The sequence below is a fragment of the Kribbella sp. NPDC004138 genome, assembly GCF_053603655.1.
Map to the genome: position 1 here is coordinate 128,920 of NZ_JBSGFZ010000003.1, position 16,443 is coordinate 145,362.

At 70.0% G+C, this 16,443-nt stretch carries 18 protein-coding genes; 8 read left to right on the top strand and 10 right to left on the bottom strand.

Annotated features, from left to right (window positions below):
* Window positions 1–4: 4 nt before the first annotated feature.
* Entirely contained in the window at window positions 5–574 is a 570-nt protein-coding gene (locus tag ACWEOO_RS04755) for a L,D-transpeptidase family protein (protein ID WP_452141806.1), read from the bottom strand.
* Between the two features lie 336 nt (window positions 575–910).
* Between ACWEOO_RS04755 and ACWEOO_RS04760 the strand changes: the two genes are divergently transcribed.
* Complete coding sequence (locus ACWEOO_RS04760; protein ID WP_452141807.1) at window positions 911–1,540, top strand: HNH endonuclease family protein; 630 nt, start codon at window positions 911–913, stop codon at window positions 1,538–1,540.
* 66 nt (window positions 1,541–1,606) lie between these two features.
* On the opposite strand, the gene ACWEOO_RS04765 is transcribed toward ACWEOO_RS04760, so the two are convergent.
* Both ACWEOO_RS04765 and ACWEOO_RS04770 read right to left on the bottom strand, forming a co-directional pair.
* A complete protein-coding gene (locus ACWEOO_RS04765; protein WP_452141808.1) occupies window positions 1,607–2,554 on the bottom strand; it encodes a MarR family transcriptional regulator in 948 nt (315 codons plus the stop codon).
* 166 nt (window positions 2,555–2,720) lie between these two features.
* On the bottom strand, window positions 2,721–3,674 hold the full coding sequence (locus tag ACWEOO_RS04770; RefSeq protein ID WP_452142043.1) for a DUF389 domain-containing protein: 954 nt from the start codon (window positions 3,672–3,674) through the stop codon (window positions 2,721–2,723).
* Between the two features lie 102 nt (window positions 3,675–3,776).
* Between ACWEOO_RS04770 and ACWEOO_RS04775 the strand changes: the two genes are divergently transcribed.
* Window positions 3,777–5,192: an APC family permease gene (locus tag ACWEOO_RS04775; RefSeq protein WP_452141809.1), complete on the top strand. Its 1,416-nt coding sequence runs from the start codon at window positions 3,777–3,779 to the stop codon at window positions 5,190–5,192.
* Here ACWEOO_RS04775 and ACWEOO_RS04780 read toward each other — a convergent pair.
* Window positions 5,134–6,333, bottom strand: coding sequence for a Cmx/CmrA family chloramphenicol efflux MFS transporter (locus tag ACWEOO_RS04780; RefSeq protein ID WP_452141810.1), 1,200 nt, complete (start codon window positions 6,331–6,333; stop codon window positions 5,134–5,136). The genes ACWEOO_RS04775 and ACWEOO_RS04780 overlap by 59 nt on opposite strands.
* Window positions 6,334–6,443: 110 nt before the next feature.
* Between ACWEOO_RS04780 and ACWEOO_RS04785 the strand changes: the two genes are divergently transcribed.
* Window positions 6,444–7,052 carry a rhomboid family intramembrane serine protease gene (locus ACWEOO_RS04785; protein WP_452141811.1) on the top strand — a complete coding sequence of 203 codons (609 nt, stop codon included), beginning with the start codon at window positions 6,444–6,446 and terminating at the stop codon, window positions 7,050–7,052.
* On the opposite strand, the gene ACWEOO_RS04790 is transcribed toward ACWEOO_RS04785, so the two are convergent.
* Window positions 7,045–7,965 carry a threonine/serine dehydratase gene (locus tag ACWEOO_RS04790; RefSeq protein WP_452141812.1) on the bottom strand — a complete coding sequence of 307 codons (921 nt, stop codon included), beginning with the start codon at window positions 7,963–7,965 and terminating at the stop codon, window positions 7,045–7,047. The two genes, ACWEOO_RS04785 and ACWEOO_RS04790, sit on opposite strands and share 8 nt — an antisense overlap.
* Window positions 7,966–8,015: 50 nt before the next feature.
* Between ACWEOO_RS04790 and ACWEOO_RS04795 the strand changes: the two genes are divergently transcribed.
* Complete coding sequence (locus ACWEOO_RS04795) at window positions 8,016–9,908, top strand: propionyl-CoA synthetase (RefSeq protein WP_452141813.1); 1,893 nt, start codon at window positions 8,016–8,018, stop codon at window positions 9,906–9,908.
* On the opposite strand, the gene ACWEOO_RS04800 is transcribed toward ACWEOO_RS04795, so the two are convergent.
* Complete coding sequence (locus tag ACWEOO_RS04800; RefSeq protein WP_452141814.1) at window positions 9,876–10,655, bottom strand: alpha/beta fold hydrolase; 780 nt, start codon at window positions 10,653–10,655, stop codon at window positions 9,876–9,878. The genes ACWEOO_RS04795 and ACWEOO_RS04800 overlap by 33 nt on opposite strands.
* A gap of 17 nt (window positions 10,656–10,672) precedes the next feature.
* Between ACWEOO_RS04800 and ACWEOO_RS04805 the strand changes: the two genes are divergently transcribed.
* Window positions 10,673–11,323 carry an SDR family oxidoreductase gene (locus tag ACWEOO_RS04805; RefSeq protein WP_359928324.1) on the top strand — a complete coding sequence of 217 codons (651 nt, stop codon included), beginning with the start codon at window positions 10,673–10,675 and terminating at the stop codon, window positions 11,321–11,323.
* 60 nt (window positions 11,324–11,383) lie between these two features.
* A complete protein-coding gene (locus ACWEOO_RS04810; protein ID WP_452141815.1) occupies window positions 11,384–11,791 on the top strand; it encodes an OsmC family protein in 408 nt (135 codons plus the stop codon).
* On the opposite strand, the gene ACWEOO_RS04815 is transcribed toward ACWEOO_RS04810, so the two are convergent.
* On the bottom strand, window positions 11,781–12,575 hold the full coding sequence (locus ACWEOO_RS04815) for a sugar nucleotide-binding protein (RefSeq protein ID WP_452141816.1): 795 nt from the start codon (window positions 12,573–12,575) through the stop codon (window positions 11,781–11,783). The two genes, ACWEOO_RS04810 and ACWEOO_RS04815, sit on opposite strands and share 11 nt — an antisense overlap.
* 52 nt (window positions 12,576–12,627) lie before the next feature.
* Entirely contained in the window at window positions 12,628–13,089 is a 462-nt protein-coding gene (locus ACWEOO_RS04820; RefSeq protein ID WP_452141817.1) for an Lrp/AsnC family transcriptional regulator, read from the bottom strand.
* Between the two features lie 93 nt (window positions 13,090–13,182).
* On the opposite strand from ACWEOO_RS04820, the gene ACWEOO_RS04825 reads away from it, so the two are divergent.
* Both ACWEOO_RS04825 and ACWEOO_RS04830 read left to right on the top strand, forming a co-directional pair.
* Window positions 13,183–14,016, top strand: coding sequence for a TIGR03619 family F420-dependent LLM class oxidoreductase (locus tag ACWEOO_RS04825; protein ID WP_452141818.1), 834 nt, complete (start codon window positions 13,183–13,185; stop codon window positions 14,014–14,016).
* 23 nt (window positions 14,017–14,039) lie between these two features.
* Window positions 14,040–14,465 (top strand): nucleoside deaminase, encoded by a 426-nt coding sequence (locus ACWEOO_RS04830; protein WP_452141819.1) that lies wholly within the window; start codon window positions 14,040–14,042, stop codon window positions 14,463–14,465.
* Window positions 14,466–14,497: 32 nt separating this feature from the next.
* Here ACWEOO_RS04830 and ACWEOO_RS04835 read toward each other — a convergent pair whose 3' ends face one another.
* Window positions 14,498–15,403, bottom strand: coding sequence for an LppU/SCO3897 family protein (locus ACWEOO_RS04835; RefSeq protein ID WP_452141820.1), 906 nt, complete (start codon window positions 15,401–15,403; stop codon window positions 14,498–14,500).
* A gap of 45 nt (window positions 15,404–15,448) precedes the next feature.
* Window positions 15,449–16,408: a helix-turn-helix transcriptional regulator gene (locus ACWEOO_RS04840; protein WP_452141821.1), complete on the bottom strand. Its 960-nt coding sequence runs from the start codon at window positions 16,406–16,408 to the stop codon at window positions 15,449–15,451.
* Between the last annotated feature and the right edge of the window lie 35 nt (window positions 16,409–16,443).

Sequence of the window (16,443 nt, forward strand, 5' to 3'; positions counted from 1 at the left end):
GCAGTCAGTAGCGGCCGTAGACGACGACCTTTCGGCCGATGGGCGTCTCGTTGAAGATGTAGGCGATCTGGGGCCGCCAGGTTCGCACGCAGCCATGGCTGGCGGGGTAGGGCTTGACCAGGCTGTTGGTGGACGAGCCGTGCAGGGCGATACCGGGGTGGTCACGGCGGAAGTAGATCGAGTCGTACATCCAGGCGCCGCCGTAGATGCTGCTCTCATGCCAGCCTGCCCACTTGCGCCACACGTACCCGGTGCCGCTCGGTGTGTCGTAGCCGCGCATCCCGGTCGAGACCCACACGATCCGCCGGTTGTAGTGGCTGACAACCTGGTACAGAACTTGGCATGTCTTGTTGACGTACAGCCCGTTGCTCCGCGAGGTGTACGGGCGCCGACTCGCCGCGAGTACCGAACGGATGTCGCGGGTCGTCAGCGTGTAGCGGCCGATCGGCAGCCCATGCGTCTCCCGCCACGCGCACAGCGCCTGGCGCGTGCGGACGCTGATAACGCCGTCGACGGTGCCGGTCGGATAGCCAAGAGCGGCCAGCCGAGCCTCGACCCGGTAGGCAGTGCTCACGGTGCTCACGGTGCTCACGGTCTGATCCGACGCCACCGCCTGCGCCGACGGCGGTGAGACCACCACAACCCCCGTCACAGCCAGCGGCACTGCCGCAAGAATCTGCAGCCACCTGACGATGTGCATAGTCATAACGCCTCGTCCCCTCCCGCAGAGCATGCCGAGCACACCGCTCGTGCACACTCAACGTCACATCGTCCGGGGCGCCGGTGCAGGGACGTTGGTCCCGAAATTCACAAGGCTTTCACCGGTGCGGGGTTTCCGCCCGCGGACGCGCAGGGAAGGCTGGGGGCAGCACGTCAGGGGGGCCCGCCCCACCCATCGGAGGCCTGACCAATGCGACGTATCACCACGTTCCTGATCACCGCGGTGGCCGCGACCACAGCCTGGTTCCTGAGCGCCGGGCCGGCGTTGGCCTACCCGCCCACACCGCCGTCGGCGAGCACCGCGGCCAGTCAGCTCGCCAGTCTCACCGTGAAGACGGAAGGCTCGACGAGCGGCTACAGCCGGGACCTCTTCCCGCACTGGATCATCCAGTCCGGGACCTGCGACACCCGCGAGCAGGTGCTGAAGCGCGACGGTACCGGGGTCACTGTCGACAGCAGCTGTCACCCGACCGCCGGGAAGTGGTACAGCGTGTACGACGCGGTGTGGGTGACCGATTCCTCGTCGGTCGACATCGATCACATCGTGCCGCTGGCCGAGGCCTGGAAGTCCGGTGCGAACGCGTGGACGACGGCCCGGCGGCAGCAGTTCGCGAACGACCTGACGATCGCGCAGCTGATCGCGGTCTCGGCGTCCAGCAACCGCTCGAAGGGTGACTCGGACCCGTCGGAGTGGAAGCCGACCAACACGTCGGTGCACTGCATCTACGCACGCGAGTGGATCTGGGTGAAGTACACCTACAAGCTGTCGCTGCAGTCCGCGGAAAAGACAGCCCTCACCCAAATGCTGGGCACCTGCTGACAGCCAGTGGCTTGCGTCCGAAGAAGCGGCTGGACGTCTGTGCAGTTCTTCGGACGTAACGGGGCGCTAGTCCTCGAGGAGGTGGCGGCGCTGGGCGTGGATGCCGGCCTGGAAACGGGTCCGCGCGCCTAGCGTCTCCATCAACTCGGCCACCCGCCGGCCGACCGTGCGGCTGCTCAACGCGAGCTGCCGCGCGATCGCGTCGTCCTTGAACCCGGCGGCAAGCAACGTCATCAGCCGGGCGTCGGTCGGGTCGGCCTTCGCGGCTGGAACCACCGGCACGGCCTGGTCCCAGAGCAGCCAGAACATCTCGATCAGCGCGTCCAGCAACGCACACGGATGCACGACCAGCGCGCTGTCGACCAGTTGGTCAACTGAGAGCGGCAGCAGGGCGATCTTCCGGTCGAACACGGCCAGCTTCATCGGCACCTGCGGATGCACGCGTGACGTCTCACCGGCGTCCGCCGCGCTGTACGCCTCGTCGACACCGCCCGGGATGTCGAGCGAGTCGGGGGAGTAGATGCCATGCACGACGACGCCCTCGCCGAGGAGTCCTCGCACGGTGCTGTCCGACTCGTCGGCCTGAGCGGCGTACGGCGGCCGGTCCAGGACCAGGAGCTGATGACTGGTGCCATTGAGAAGCTGTGCGAACCGGGCGGCGATCGCCTCCTGCCCGACGATCACCTCGACCAGATTCTCCGGCCGGTACTGCTCCTGCGTGCTCAGCTCGGACAGCAGCACCCGGGCCTCGGCGCGGACACGGTCCAGCTCGGCCCGCCGTACGGCGACCAGCGCGTCGACCGCGACGTCCGGACGGGTCGGGAGCAGCCGCACCGGGTCGTCGGAGGTGCTCGTCAGCAGACCGAGCTTCTCGAGGCGGCCGACGGTGGCGACGACGTCCTGCTCGTCCCGGCCGAGGCGCTCGGCGAGCTCACGGATGTTGCAGCCCGGGGCCGACAGCAGCGCCCGGTAGGCCTCCTCATCGGGTTCGTCCACCCCAACCGACTCCAGCATTCGAACAGGCTATCTCGTCGGTTGGACGGCCTCGACCGGTTTGGCGACTTCGCGCCATGTCCGGGATAGGTCAGCGCACTGCCGGGTGCTGCCAGGTGCACGGACCCCTCAGGTGGGGTATGTCTGACGGTGCCGGGCGCGCGCGGATCGGACAGGGGACGTCCGGTCAAGCCTCAACGCGCGCGCCCGACCTTCGCTTCACCCGCAGGTAGCTGCGCCAGATCATCTGCTGCAGCATCAGCGTGACCACTCCTGCGGCTGTCATCCCGGCCAGGTTGATGCCGAGCTGCGCCGCCGATCCGCCGATCTGATGCGGCGCCCAGAGCGCGATCGACAGGGCGAGGTCACCGGCGGCCGGGACGGTCGTCACCGAGATGAAGACGCCGACCAGTGCGTTGCCCCGGCCCGCGGTCTGCGACAGGACGCCGGCACACCCGGCCAGGACGGCGACGACGGCCGACCAGCGGTCCGGTCGCCAGATGAAGCCGGTCAGCGGCCGGTCCGCCGTCACGTCGGCGGTGTCGACCCAGCCGACGGCCCGCGCCAGCAAGGCGGCCACCACCGTGATGGCGATCGCGATGACGAAGCCCTTGACCAGGAGTGCCAGCGACCGCCGGGTCAGACCGCCCTTGCGCAGGAACAGGCCGACCGCGAGCGCGGCGACGACACCGAACTCGGGGCCGACGACCATGGCGCCGACGACGAGGATCGAGGAGTCGGTGATCACGGCGACCGACGCGATCATCGTCGCCAGCGTGAGGAACACGTAGTACGACCAGGACCCGCCGGCCTCGTTGTAGGCCTGGTCGACGACGGCGTCCCAGATCACCGCGTCGTCGGGTGCGCCGGGCGCCGCCTTCTCCGCGGCCTGTGCGTTCCGTGACGGCGCCGCGTCGACCACGCTGACCGCGACCGCGCCGTCGTCGTACAGGCCCTCGGACTTGAGGAAGGCCAGGACGTCCGAGGTGGCCTCGCGGGTCACGTCGCACTCGACGACGTCGCCCTCCGGCCGGTGTGCGGCGCCGGGCAGCCGGACGATGCTGGTGACCCGCGGATCGGCGACGAGCGTGTCCAGGACGCGCTCGCTGCGGTCCGATGGGACGATGAGACGAAGGTGCATCACGGGCCACATGCTGTCAGGCCGCCGGTCACCTTCCGGTCATGGCCTCGCCCATGCACCCCCGGATATGGTCCACTGACGCACCGGATCCAGGGAGGCACAATGAGTGACAGAACGGCTGCCGCCAGGCCGAGCGCGGGCGAGCGTCCCGAACTGAAGCGGGTGATGGGGCCCGGGCTCCTGCTGCTGTTCGTGGTCGGCGACATTCTCGGCACCGGCGTCTACGCGCTGACCGGCAAGGTGGCCGGCGAGGTCGGCGGTGCGGTGTGGCTGCCGTTCCTGTGCGCGTTCGTGGTCGCGCTGCTGACCGCGACGAGCTACCTGGAGCTCGTCACGAAGTACCCGAAGGCCGGCGGCGCCGCGGTGTACACGCACAAGGCGTTCGGCATCCATTTCCTGACCTTCCTGCTGACGTTCGCGGTGATGTGCTCGGGCCTGACCTCGGCGTCCAGCGCGTCGAAAGCGTTCGCGGCGAACTTCTTCTCCGCGGCGCACATCGACCCCGACCGCGGCGCGCTGCTGATGATCACCGCGCTCGCCTTCATGACCCTGATCGCGCTGGTGAACCTGCGCGGCGTCGGCGAGAGCGTGAAAGCGAACGTGGTCCTGACCTGCGTGGAGCTCGGTGGTCTGCTGATCGTGATCGGGATCGGCGCCTGGGCGCTGATCGGCGGCGACGGCGACACCTCCCGGCTGACCGAGTTCCACGTCCCCGAGGGCGAGTCGGGGTTCGGCGCGGTGACCGCCGCGACCGCGCTGGCGTTCTTCGCGATGGTCGGGTTCGAGGACTCGGTGAACATGGCCGAGGAGACCAAGGACCCGGTCCGGATCTTCCCGCGGATGATGCTGATCGGGCTGTGCATCACCGGTGTGATCTACGTGCTGGTCGCGATCTCCGCGGTCGCGCTGGTCTCGCCGGACGAGCTGAACAAGGGCGCGACGCCGCTGCTGAAGGTCGTCCAGGCCGGTGCGCCCGGGTTCCCGCTCGAGGTGTTCGCGTGGATCACGATGTTCGCCGTCGCGAACTCGGCGCTGATCAACATGCTGATGGCCAGCCGGCTGCTGTACGGGATGTCGCACGAGCAGGTGCTGCCCGGTCCGCTCGGCCGGGTGCTGCGCCGCCGCCGGACGCCGTACATCGCGATCCTGTTCACCACGCTGCTCGCGTTCGTCCTGATCGGGTACGCCGACCTCGCGGCGCTCGGCGGGACGACGGCGTTCCTGCTGCTGTGCGTCTTCGCGATCGTGAATGTCGCGGTGCTGGTGCTGCGCCGGGACCCGGTCGAGCACAAGCACTTCCATGCGCCGACCGCGCTGCCGGTGCTGGGCGCTGTGCTGTGCGTCTACCTGGCGAGCCCGTTGTCCGGGCGAGCGTCGGCCGACTACAAGATCGCCGGCTGGCTGATGGTGGTCGGCGTCGGGCTGTGGGCGCTCACGTGGCTGCTCAACAAGTACGTGTTCAACCGGCACGCCGATTTCGACCCCTCGCACCTCGATCAGCAGGGGCCGGTGAACTGACCGGCAGGTACGCCGCGACCACCACGGTCACCAGGGCCAGGGCTCCGGTGGCGACCGCGATCCAGCCGAGTGCGGGGTAGCCCGCACCGGCGTCGATCGCCAGGCCGCCGAGCCACGGCCCGGCCGTGATGCCGACGTTGAACGCGGAGAAGTTCGTCGCGGTCGCGAGCGTCGGCGCGTCACCGGCCAGGCCGAACACCCGGGCGTTCAGAGCCGGGTTGGCGGCGAATCCGAAGCCGCCGAGCAGCGCGGTCACCGTGATCGCTGCGGCCGGAACGCCGGCGGCCAGCGCCAGTACGGCGGACAGCAGGATCAGCCCTGTGATGCTGATGAACAACGTGTGGAACGGCAGCGCATCGGCGAATCGGCCGCCGATGGTGATCCCGATGAAGGCGCCGAGGCCGTACAGGGCGAGGACGGCGGGGACCGCGCCGTCCGGCAATCCGGTGGTCCGGGTGAGCAGCGGCGCCAGGTAGCTGAAGACGACGAGGATCGTGGCGGTCACCAGGGCTGTCGTGGCGAAGGCCAGCCAGAGCCGTGCGTTGCGCAGGACCCGGAGTTCGTCGGCGAGCCGGGGTGCGCTCGCGGGATCGAGCCGGTCGGCCGGGACGGTGGCCAGCACGCCGGACATCGCGAGGACGCACAGGCCGGCGACGGTCCAGAACGCGGATTGCCACCCGAGATGCTGACCCAGGACAGTGCCCAGCGGGAGCCCGACGATGGTCGCGATCGTCAGGCCGCCCGTCACGATGCTCATCGCGCGGGCGCGGCTGGTCGCCGGTACGAGGTTCACGACGGTCACCGCGGCGACGGACCAGAACCCGGCGTACACGAACGCGCCGGCGATCCGGGTCGCGAGCAGCACCGCGTAGCTCGAGGTCAGCGCGCCGGCGACGTGGGTGAGCGCGAAGACCCCGAGGAAGACGAGCAACGCCGTACGGCGGGACCAGGTGAGCGTCGCGACCGCGAGGACCGGAGCGCCGACGAGCATGCCGAGCGCGAACGCCGAGATCAGCAACCCGGCCCGGGGGATCGAGACGTGCAGGTCGCTCGCGAGTTCGGGCAGCAGTCCGGCGAGCATCAGCTCGGACGTGCCCTGCGCGAAGATGCTCAGCCCAAGGACATAGACAGCGATCGGCATCGTTCCCCCTCACTCCGACGAGTGCCACTCGCAGTATCACAGATATCACTGTCCGCTGTCGCCGCGCCTGTCTCGGGCTGAGACTTGGGGGAGTACGGCATCGTAGAGACATGAGCTTTCAGAGCCCCGCGAAGCGATCTGGGCGGAGTGTGGACACCGCCAAGATCGGTAGCGGGCTGAAGCTGCTCGTCGCGCTGGTGGGGCTGATGTGGCTGTCCGAGGTCGTCGACACGGCGATGAACGGCGCGCTGGACCAGTACGGGATCATCTCCCGTGAGCCGCGCGGCCTGGTCGGCATCCTCACCGCGCCGTTCCTGCACCTCGGGTTCGGGCACCTGATCTCGAACACGCTGCCGCTGGTCACCCTCGGCGCGCTGATCGCGGTCAGCGGCGCGGCCCGGCTGTTCGCGGTGACCGCGATCGTCACTGTGATCGGCGGCTTCGGCACCTGGCTGATCTCACCGCCGAACACGATCACGATCGGCGCCAGCGGCCTGGTCTTCGGGTACGCGTCGTACCTGATCCTCCGCGGGCTGTTCAACCGGCGGCTCGGTCAGGTGCTGCTGGGCATCCTCGTCGTGATGGTGTGGGGCAGCGCGCTGCTAGGCGGGCTGCTGCCGCAGGACGGGATCTCCTGGCAGGGCCACCTGTTCGGCGGTATCGCCGGGGTGCTCGCGGCCTGGGTGCTGGCCGACGACAAGCAACAGCGCGTCAAATAAGCGTGCTCGGGTCCGTGTTGGCCCCGCAGACCACCACGACGACCCGCTCGTCTGCCGCTGGTTCGTAGGCGCCCGAGGTCAGAGCCGCGTACGCCGTGGCGCCGCCGTGCTCGGCCGCCAGGTGGTACGTGTGCCACAACTGTTTGCGGGCGGCAATGATCGCCTCGTCGTCCACCAGGACGGATTGCACGTGATGGCCCTGGACTGCCTCGAACGCGAGATCGCCCAAGCGGCGGGCTCCGAGCGAGTCGGCCGCGACCCCGCCGACCGATCCGTCCGCGGGCTGCCCTGCACGCAGGGCGCGGTGCATCGTGGGTGCTTGCGCCGGCTCGACGCCGATGACCTGGGCATTGGAACCGATCGCGGTGGCGATGCCTGCGATCAGGCCACCGCCGCCGACGGCGACCAGGACCGTGTCGAAGCCGCCGGCCTGCTCGAGCAGTTCGAGGCCGACGGTGCCCTGGCCGGCGACGATCTCGGGCTGGTCGTAGGCGTGCACCAGCAGTGCGCCCGTCTCCTCCCGCTCGGCGAGCGCCGCCTGGTACGCCTCGGCGTACTCGGATCCGACCTGCACGATGTCCGCCTCGAGCGTGCGCAGCTTGCCGAGCTTCGCGGCCGGCGTCGTTTCCGGTACGAAGATCCGCGCAGGTACGCCGAGTTCGCGGGCCGCGTACGCCGCGGCCAGCCCGTGGTTGCCGCCGGAGGCCGCGACGATGCCCTGGCCGGTCAGCTCGCCGCTGTCCTTCGCGGTCAGCAGGCGGTTGAACGCGCCGCGCGGCTTGAACGAGCCGGTGTGCTGGAGCAGTTCGAGCTTGAACGTGAGGCCGGGCGCCACCGGGATCACCGGGGTACGCCGTACCCGCCCGGCGATCCGTTCCGCGGCGCGCTGGACGTCGTCGAGGCTTACTGTCATGCCCCAACCCTGCCACGATGGGAACCAGCCGACGGTTGGGAGGCCAGGCAATGGCTGGGATGGGCGCGTACGAGGAGAGCTACCGGCGGAGCCTGGACGACCCGCACGGATTCTGGCTCCAAGCCGCGGAGGCGATCACCTGGACGCGGCCGCCGACCCGCGCGATCGACGCCACCCACGCCCCCATCTTCCGCTGGTTTCCCGACGGCGAGCTGAACACGTCGTACAACGCCCTCGACCGGCACGTCGAGGCCGGTGACGGACAGCGGACCGCCCTGATCTACGACTCGCCCGTCACCGGGAGCGGCCGCACGTACACCTACGCGCAACTGCGGGACGAGGTGGCGGAGTTCGCCGGCGCGCTCGCGTCGCTCGGGGTCGGCAAGGGCGACCGCGTGATCGTCTACATGCCGATGATCCCGGAAGCAGTCGTCGCGATGCTGGCCTGCGCTCGCCTCGGTGCTATCCACTCGGTGGTGTTCGGCGGCTTCGCGCCACGCGAACTGGCGGCCCGGATCGAGGACGCCGGCCCTCGCGTGATCGTCGCGGCGTCGTGCGGCATCGAGCCGACCCGGGTGGTCGAGTACAAGCCGATCATCGACCAAGCGCTGACGATCTCCTCCCACCAGCCGGAGCACACGATCGTGTTCCAGCGCGAGCAGGCCCCGGCCGAGCTCGGTGAGCGCGACATCGACTGGACCACGCTCACCGCAAAGGCCCAGCCGGCCGGGCCGGTGCAGGTCGCGGCCACCGACCCGCTCTACATCCTCTACACCTCCGGTACGACGGGCAGGCCGAAAGGTGTCGTCCGCGACAACGGCGGCCACGCGGTCGCACTCGCCTGGACGATGCGCAACGTGTACGACATCGGCCCGGGCGACGTGTGGTGGACCGCCTCCGACGTCGGCTGGGTGGTCGGGCACTCGTACATCGTCTACGCACCGCTACTGGTCGGCGCGACCACGATCCTGTACGAAGGCAAGCCCGTCGGTACGCCGGACGCGGGCGCATTCTGGCGGGTGATCTCCGAGCACGGAGCGAAGGCGCTGTTCACCGCGCCGACCGCGTTCCGGGCGATCAAGAAGGTCGACCCGGAGGCCGCCGAGCTGGCGAAGTACCCGATCGACAGGTTCCGGACGCTGTTCCTGGCGGGGGAGCGGCTCGACCCGGAGACGTACCACTGGGCGCACCAGCACCTCGGCGTACCGGTGGTCGACCACTGGTGGCAGACCGAGACCGGCTGGCCGATCGCGGCGAACCCGCGCGGGCTGGAGCCGCTGCCGACCAAGCCGGGATCGGCGACCGTGCCGATGCCGGGGTGGAACGTGCAGATCCTCGACGCCTACGGCAAGGAGCTGCTGCCACACGAGGAAGGCGCGATCGCGATCAAGCTGCCGCTGCCGCCCGGCGCACTGCCGACGCTGTGGGGCGACGACCAGCGCTACATCGACAGCTACCTGAAGGAGTACGACGGCTACTACCTGACCGGTGACGGCGGGTTCATCGACGACGACGGCTACATCTTCGTGATGGGCCGCACCGACGACGTCATCAACGTGGCCGGCCACCGGTTGTCGACCGGATCGATCGAGGCCGTCGTGGCGGCGAACCCGGCGGTGGCCGAGTGCGCGGTGATCGGCGTGCACGACCCGCTGAAGGGTCAGTTGCCGCGCGCGTTCGTCGTACTGAAGGCCGGTGCGACGGTCCCCGAGGACGTGCTGCGCGACGAGCTCGTGGCCGCCGTACGCCGGGAGATCGGGCCGGTCGCCGCGTTCCGGGACGTGTCGGTGGTCGACGCGCTGCCGAAGACCCGCTCGGGCAAGATCCTGCGCCGGACGATGCGCGGGATCGCGGACGGCCGCGACGAGCCGGTCCCGTCGACGATCGAGGACGCCGCGGTGCTCGACGCGCTACGCCCGGTCCTGCGCGGCCAGGAAGGCTAGAACGGCGGGACTCGCCACCGACCGGAACTCGTGGAAGTAGGCGTGCCGCGCGCCAGGGATCAGCTCGGCCCGTGCGCCCGGGATCCGGTCGGCGAGCAGTTGCGCGTTCGCGACCGGGCTGAAGCTGTCGTCGGTGCCGTGCAGGATCAGCGTGGGCGCCGTGATGCTCGGCAGGCCGTCCCACGCGTCATGCCGGTTGCTGGCCACCAGATGACGGCCTTTGGCGTACGGCGGCATGCCCGTGTCACCGAGCACGTAGTACGGGCCGGGGTTGTGGGCGAGCCACTCCGGTGTGTACATGAGCTCGAGCAGGACACGGTCGCTGCGCGCCGGGTCGGCCAGCGCCTTACGGATCTCCCGGCTGCGTTCGTACCCGTGCTCGGCGCCTGGTGACGTGCAGCCGAGGACCAGCTTGCCGACCCGATCCGGCGCATCGATGGCGAGCCACTGCGCGACACGGCCGCCCATCGAGGTCCCGTAGATGTCCGCGCGGTGCAGGCCGAGTGCGTCGAGTACGGCGATCACGTCCTGCGCGAACCCGCGCGTGCTGTACGGCTCGTCGGGTTTGTCGCTGTCACCCGTCCCGCGCCAGTCCGGGGTGATCAGCCGCCGTCCTCCGAAATCGGGAAGGATCGGATCCCACCACGTGTGGTTGTTCGACTGACCGGCCAGCAGGACAAGTGGTTGCCCCTCGCCACGAACCTGATAGGCGATCTTCGTCCCGTCAACAGCTGCCGCGTGTGGCACAGAGATAGTGTGCAGGTATGCGAGTCGTGATTGCTGGTGGACACGGTCAGATCGCCCTGCGGTTGACGCGGTTGCTGAGCGCCGACGGGCACCAGGTCGTCGGCGTGGTGCGGAACCCGGATCACGAGGCCGACATCGCCGCCGCCGGCGGGCAGGCCGCCGTCCTGGACCTCGAACAGGCCGACGCCGGCGCCGTGGCCGAGGTGCTGTCCGGCGCGGACGTGGCGATCTTCGCGGCCGGCGCCGGGCCCGGCAGCGGCAACGCGCGCAAGGACACCGTCGACCGCGGCGCGGCCGCGCTGTTCGCCGACGCGGCCGAGCAGGCCGGCGTCCGGCGGCACCTCCAGGTCGGCTCGATGGGCGCCGACCGCGCCGAGTCACTCACCGACGACTCGACGTTCACGATCTACCTGAAAGCCAAGTGGGCCGCCGAGGAGGACCTCCGGGCGCGCGACCTGGACTGGACGGTCCTGCGGCCGGGCGGCCTGACCGACGACCCCGGCACCGGCACGGTGTACCTCGCCGACAAGACCGGCAACGGCCGGATCACCCGCGACGACGTGGCGCTGGTGCTGGCCGGTCTCTGTGACACTCCGGCCGCGATCGGCCGGACGCTCGAGCTCGTCGCCGGGGACACCCCGGTCCGCGAGGCCCTCGAGAACCTCTGAAGTTGCCACAAGCAACAGAATGCGACGGGACGGCGACATATGGCAGACACACTCCGGCAGGTGACCTTCGAGCGCCTGGTGAACAGCAGCTACGAGGTGCGGAACGCCCGCGGCGGGCGCATCCGGGTCGGCTCCGGCGGGGCCGACACCGACTTCACGCCGGTCGAGCTGCTGCTGGCTGCGATCGGGACCTGCTCGGCGATCGACGTCGACATCGTGGTGAGCCGCCGGTCCGAGCCGACCGAGTTCAGCGCGGTGGTCCGCGGTGACAAGATCCGGGACCCCGAGGAGGGCAACCGGATGGAGAACCTCGCGGTCGAGTTCACCATCAACTTCCCCGAGGGTGAGGACGGCGACAAGGCCCGCGAGGCCCTGCCGCGCGCGGTGAAGATGTCCCACGACCGGCTGTGCACGGTCAGTCGCACGGTCGAGCTCGGCACACCTGTCACGACGACCGTCAACGACTGAGTCGGCTCGCCGGACTCAGGAACTCGGTGGCCGGCCGGAGGCGGGTGTGCAGTAGTTCCTGGGTCCGCCGGCTGTCGAGCCGGATGTCGGACGGCGCACCCGGGACCGAGGGCAGCGTGTCCGGGTCCAGGCCGTCGCGGATGGCGATCCGGCGCCCGAGCTCGAGCCGGCTCAGCGCCTCCGGACCCGCGACGTGCGCGACCCCGGCGACGTCCGAGGTGAGCAGTTCGAGCAGTGCCGCCGCCAGATCCGCGACGTGGACCGGACAGCGGATGTTGGCGGTGTAGAACGCGCCGGGCTCGCCGGCCGCCAACCGGCGTACCCGTAGCTCCTCTTCCGACAGGCCGTCGGATCCGATGATGAGCGACGTACGCGCGATGACGGCCTTGGGCAGGATCGCCTGGATCGCCGTCTCGGCCGCCGCCTTGGCCGCGCCGTACGGCGTCGTCGGGCACGGCAGCTCGTACTCCTCGAAGGCGGCGGCCCGCGGTCCGAACACGGCATCGCTCGACACGAACACGAGCCGCGCACCGCCCGCTGCCAGCGCGACGTTCACCGCCCCGTCGGTCGTCGTCGCCCAGTCGTCCTGCTTGTACGCGGTGTGGATGATCCCGTCCGGCCGGACATCGCGGATCACCGCCCGCACCTCGTCCCGGCACCGTACGTCGAGCTTCACCCCGCCCGGCACGGTCTGCGAGTGGTACGCCGGCACGACCTCGTGGCCGGCGGCACCCAGCAGTTGACGCCCCAGGAAACCGGTGGCCCCAGTGACGAACAACCTCACCTGGCCACTGTATGACGTTCGAGCCGCCAACCGGCAATCCGCGTGGCACGCTTCACGCCTGGTCGGTCACCGGCTTTTGCGGTCCGCGGTAGCGCTGCGTCTGCGAGTAGACCAGGTTGGTCGTCGTACTGCCGAAGTCGGTCAGCTCGTTGACGAGCTCCTCCAGGTGCGGCATCGACGCGGCCGCGACCTTCAGCGTGTAGCAGTCGTCGCCGGTGGTCCGCAGGCATTCCAGGATCTCGCGGCGCTCGGCCAGCAGCCGGCGCAGCGGCTCGTGCTTGTTGCCCGGGTACTTCAGCCGTACGACGGCCAGCACCGGGTAGCCGACCTTCGTCAGGTCGACCTCCGCGCGGTAGCCGGTGATGACGCCGATCGACTCGAGCCGGCGCACCCGCTCGGTGGTGGCCGACGCGCTCAGGTTGACCCGCCGGCCGAGCTCGGTGAGCGACAGCCGGGCGTCGTCCTGCAGCTCGTTCAGGATCGTCCAGTCGATCGGATCGAGAGTCTCGGTCATACGGTCAATCTACCGTCGATTCCCCGGCAGATGGTGCCGTACGCCGGGAGGAATCTCTTCAGCAGCGGCCCTTCGCCTGGATAGCCTGAGGGCGTGGAACTTGGAGTGAACGTACCGAACTTCGGCCCGGGGACGAACCCGGCGCGGCTGCGGGACTGGGCCGGCGTCGTGGAAGGTCTCGGCTACGACCTGCTGATGGTGTCGGACCACGTGGTGATCACGCCGGACGTCGCGGAGCAGTACCCGGCGCCGTTCTACGAGCCGTTCACCACGCTCAGCTGGCTGGCCGGGATCACGTCCCGGGTCCGGCTGGGGACGACGGTGCTGATCGCGCCGTACCGGCACCCGTTGCTGGTGGCAAGGATGGCGGCGAACCTGCACGCGTTGAGCGGCGGCCGGCTGGTGCTCGGCGTCGGGGTGGGCTGGGCGCGCGGCGAGTTCGAGGCGCTCGGCGCGGAGCACGCGCGGCGCGGCCGCCGGACCGACGAGATCCTCGCCGAGGTGCGCCGGGCATGGGCCGACACCGCCGACTACGGCGACGGGACCGTCCCGATCTGGGTCGGCGGCTCGAGCCCGGCGGCGCTGCGGCGGACCGTCCAGTACGGCGACGCGTGGCATCCGTTGCGGCAGACGATCGGCGACCTGCGGGACGGACTCGACCGGCTGCGGACGACCGCCGCGTCGCTCGATCGGCCGGCGCCGGCGTTCGCGCCGCGGATCCTGCTCCGGCTCACCGACAAGCCGCTGCGCGACGACGAGCGGGTGGCCGGCGAAGGCTCGACCGATCAGGTCGTGCAGGACCTCGCCGTCCTGCGGGAGCTCGGCGCGCAGAGCGTCGTGCTCGACCCGTTCGTCGGCGACCCTACCGAGACCGAGCGGCCGGAAGCGGCCTGGCAGGCGCTGGCGACGATCGCGGCGCACCGGTGACCATCCCTATGACTGGAGACGCTGTGACCCCTGAAGAAGAGAACTTCCTGCGCCGCGCGATCGCCCTCGCCGCCGCGTCGCGCGAGGCGGGCGACCCGCCGTTCGGCTCGCTGCTGGTCGGACCCGACGGGTCGGTCCTCGCCGAGGACCACAACACCACGATCAGCGAGGGGAACATCAGCTTCCATCCGGAGCTGAAGCTGGCGGTCTGGGCGGCTCAGCACCTGACGCCCGAGGTCGCGGCCGGCACGACGATGTACACGAGCTGTCAGCCCTGCCCGATGTGCTCGGGCGCTCTTGCGCGCTCCGGCCTCGGCAGGGTCGTGTTCGCGTTGTCAGGGGAACAACTCGACGGCCTCAAGTCGACCGGCGGCTTCCCGGCTGTCCCGTTGGAGGGCCCGGCTTTGTACGACGAGGCCCGCGTACCGGTCGACGGCTACTACAGCTGACACGGGGTCCCGTTGCCGGGACCCCGCAGCGACTACTTGACCGGCGTCAGGCAGAGCACGTACTTGGTGGAACCGTTCTGGTAGCGGTACGACGCCTCGGCGTTCTCGCCGCACTGGCTGTCGTCGGTCGAATCGTCGATCTTGTCGACGATCTTGTACTCGGCCTCCGACGAGGCGCAGTCGACGACCTTGACGTCCGGGTTGACCGACGTGCCCTTGTTCACCACGCAGGCGCCGATCTTGGCCTTGGCCTCGGTCGAGTTCAGGTTCGCGAACACGATCGCGGCGATCAGCGCGATCGGCAGGATCAGCATGGCGATCGCCGGGCGCTGGAACAGCGGCTTGCCCGGGTCCATCGGACGGCCCGGGCCCGGCGTGGGCTCGGGGAGAGCCTTGAACTTCTGCATCGGGCCGATGTTCATCAGCATGATGAACGGGTTGATGATCGCCGAACCGATGCCCCACCAGCCCTGCCAGAGGCTCTTCGACGTCATGTCGCGCACCGACGCGATCCCGCAGGTACGGCAGAACGGGCCGGTCAGCTTCAGCCAGCGCATCAGGATGATCATGCCCTGGTGGCCGCGGACGGTCGCGTCGGCCGCCGGGTAGCCGCCGCAGAAGCGGCAGGTCATCTGGCCCTGCGGCGCGTAGCCCTGCTGCGGGAACGACTGGTCCTGCTGGTACTGCTGGCCCGGGTACTGACCCTGCTGCGGCGGGTACTGCTGACCGGCGTCCTGCTGGTACTGCTGGCCTGCGTACTGCTCACCGCCGTACGGCTGCTGGTACTGCTGGCCGCCGTACTGTTCCTGACCGGGTTGCTGGGGCTGCTGGCCCGGGTCGGTGTACTGCGGGAACTGCTGCTGCTGGGGTGGCGGACCGTAGCCGGCCGGCTGACCTGCGTAAGGGTTCTGCGGCGGCTGGGGAGGGGATGTGGTCACGGATATTTCCTGAGGCTTGATCGGGACACTTTGAACCATCGCACCTTACTCATGCACCTGGTCCACCGCGGCGTAGCGCTGCGTCAATTCCCGGCCAAGTCGCGCGAGCTCCGCCTGTACCGACGGCGGGCCCACCACCTCGATCGAACCGCCCCAGCCGGCCAGGTGCTGCGCGATCATCAGCGGCGTCGGCGCGGTGACCCTGACCCGCACGCGATCGCCGTCGGTCCCGTCGACCTCGCAGTTGCGGCCGAGCCGGTCCTGCATCACCCACACGAACCGCTCGTCCATCAGAACCGTTGCCGTCAGCCCTGATCGTCGTTCCTCCATCAGCTCGACGATCTCCGCCCACGCCGTCGACAGGTCGAAGCCGGGCGGCCGCTCGAAGGAAGCACCGGTCGGCTCGGCCGCCGCCACCCGGTCGATGCGGAACGTCCGCTGACCCTTCTCGGTCCACGCGATCAGGTACCAGACGTCGTCCTTGTCGACGAGCCCGAGCGGATCCACCACCCGCTCCGACGTCTCGCGGCCGCGCCCCGAGTAGCGCAGCCGGACGCGCTCCCGGCGTACGACGGCGTCCTGCAGGCGGCGTACCAGCTCGGGCCGGTCCTTCACGTGCTCGCCCCAACGTGCCGGGTCGATCACCACGGCCTCGGCCGCCGCCTGCGCGTGCTCGCGGAACGTGTCCGGCAGCGCGCGAACGAGCTTGCGCAGCGCCGCCTTCGCATCCGGGGCGATCGACGCCGCGGGGCCGACCAGCAGGAACAAGGCCTGCGCCTCGGTCGCCGTCAGCCCGCTCAGATCGGTGCGCGCACCGCCGATCAGCTGCCAGCCGCCGTTGCGTCCCGGCTGTGGATAGACCGGGATGCCGGCCGTCGAGAGCGCCTCGAGATCACGCCGGGCCGTCGCGACCGAGATCTCCAGCTCCGCCGCCACGTCGGCCGCGGTCACCCGGCCCCGGGCCTGCATCAGCAACAGCACCGCCACCAACCGATCCGCCCGCATGCCCCGATCGTCGCAGAGAAACCGCTCACCGTCTG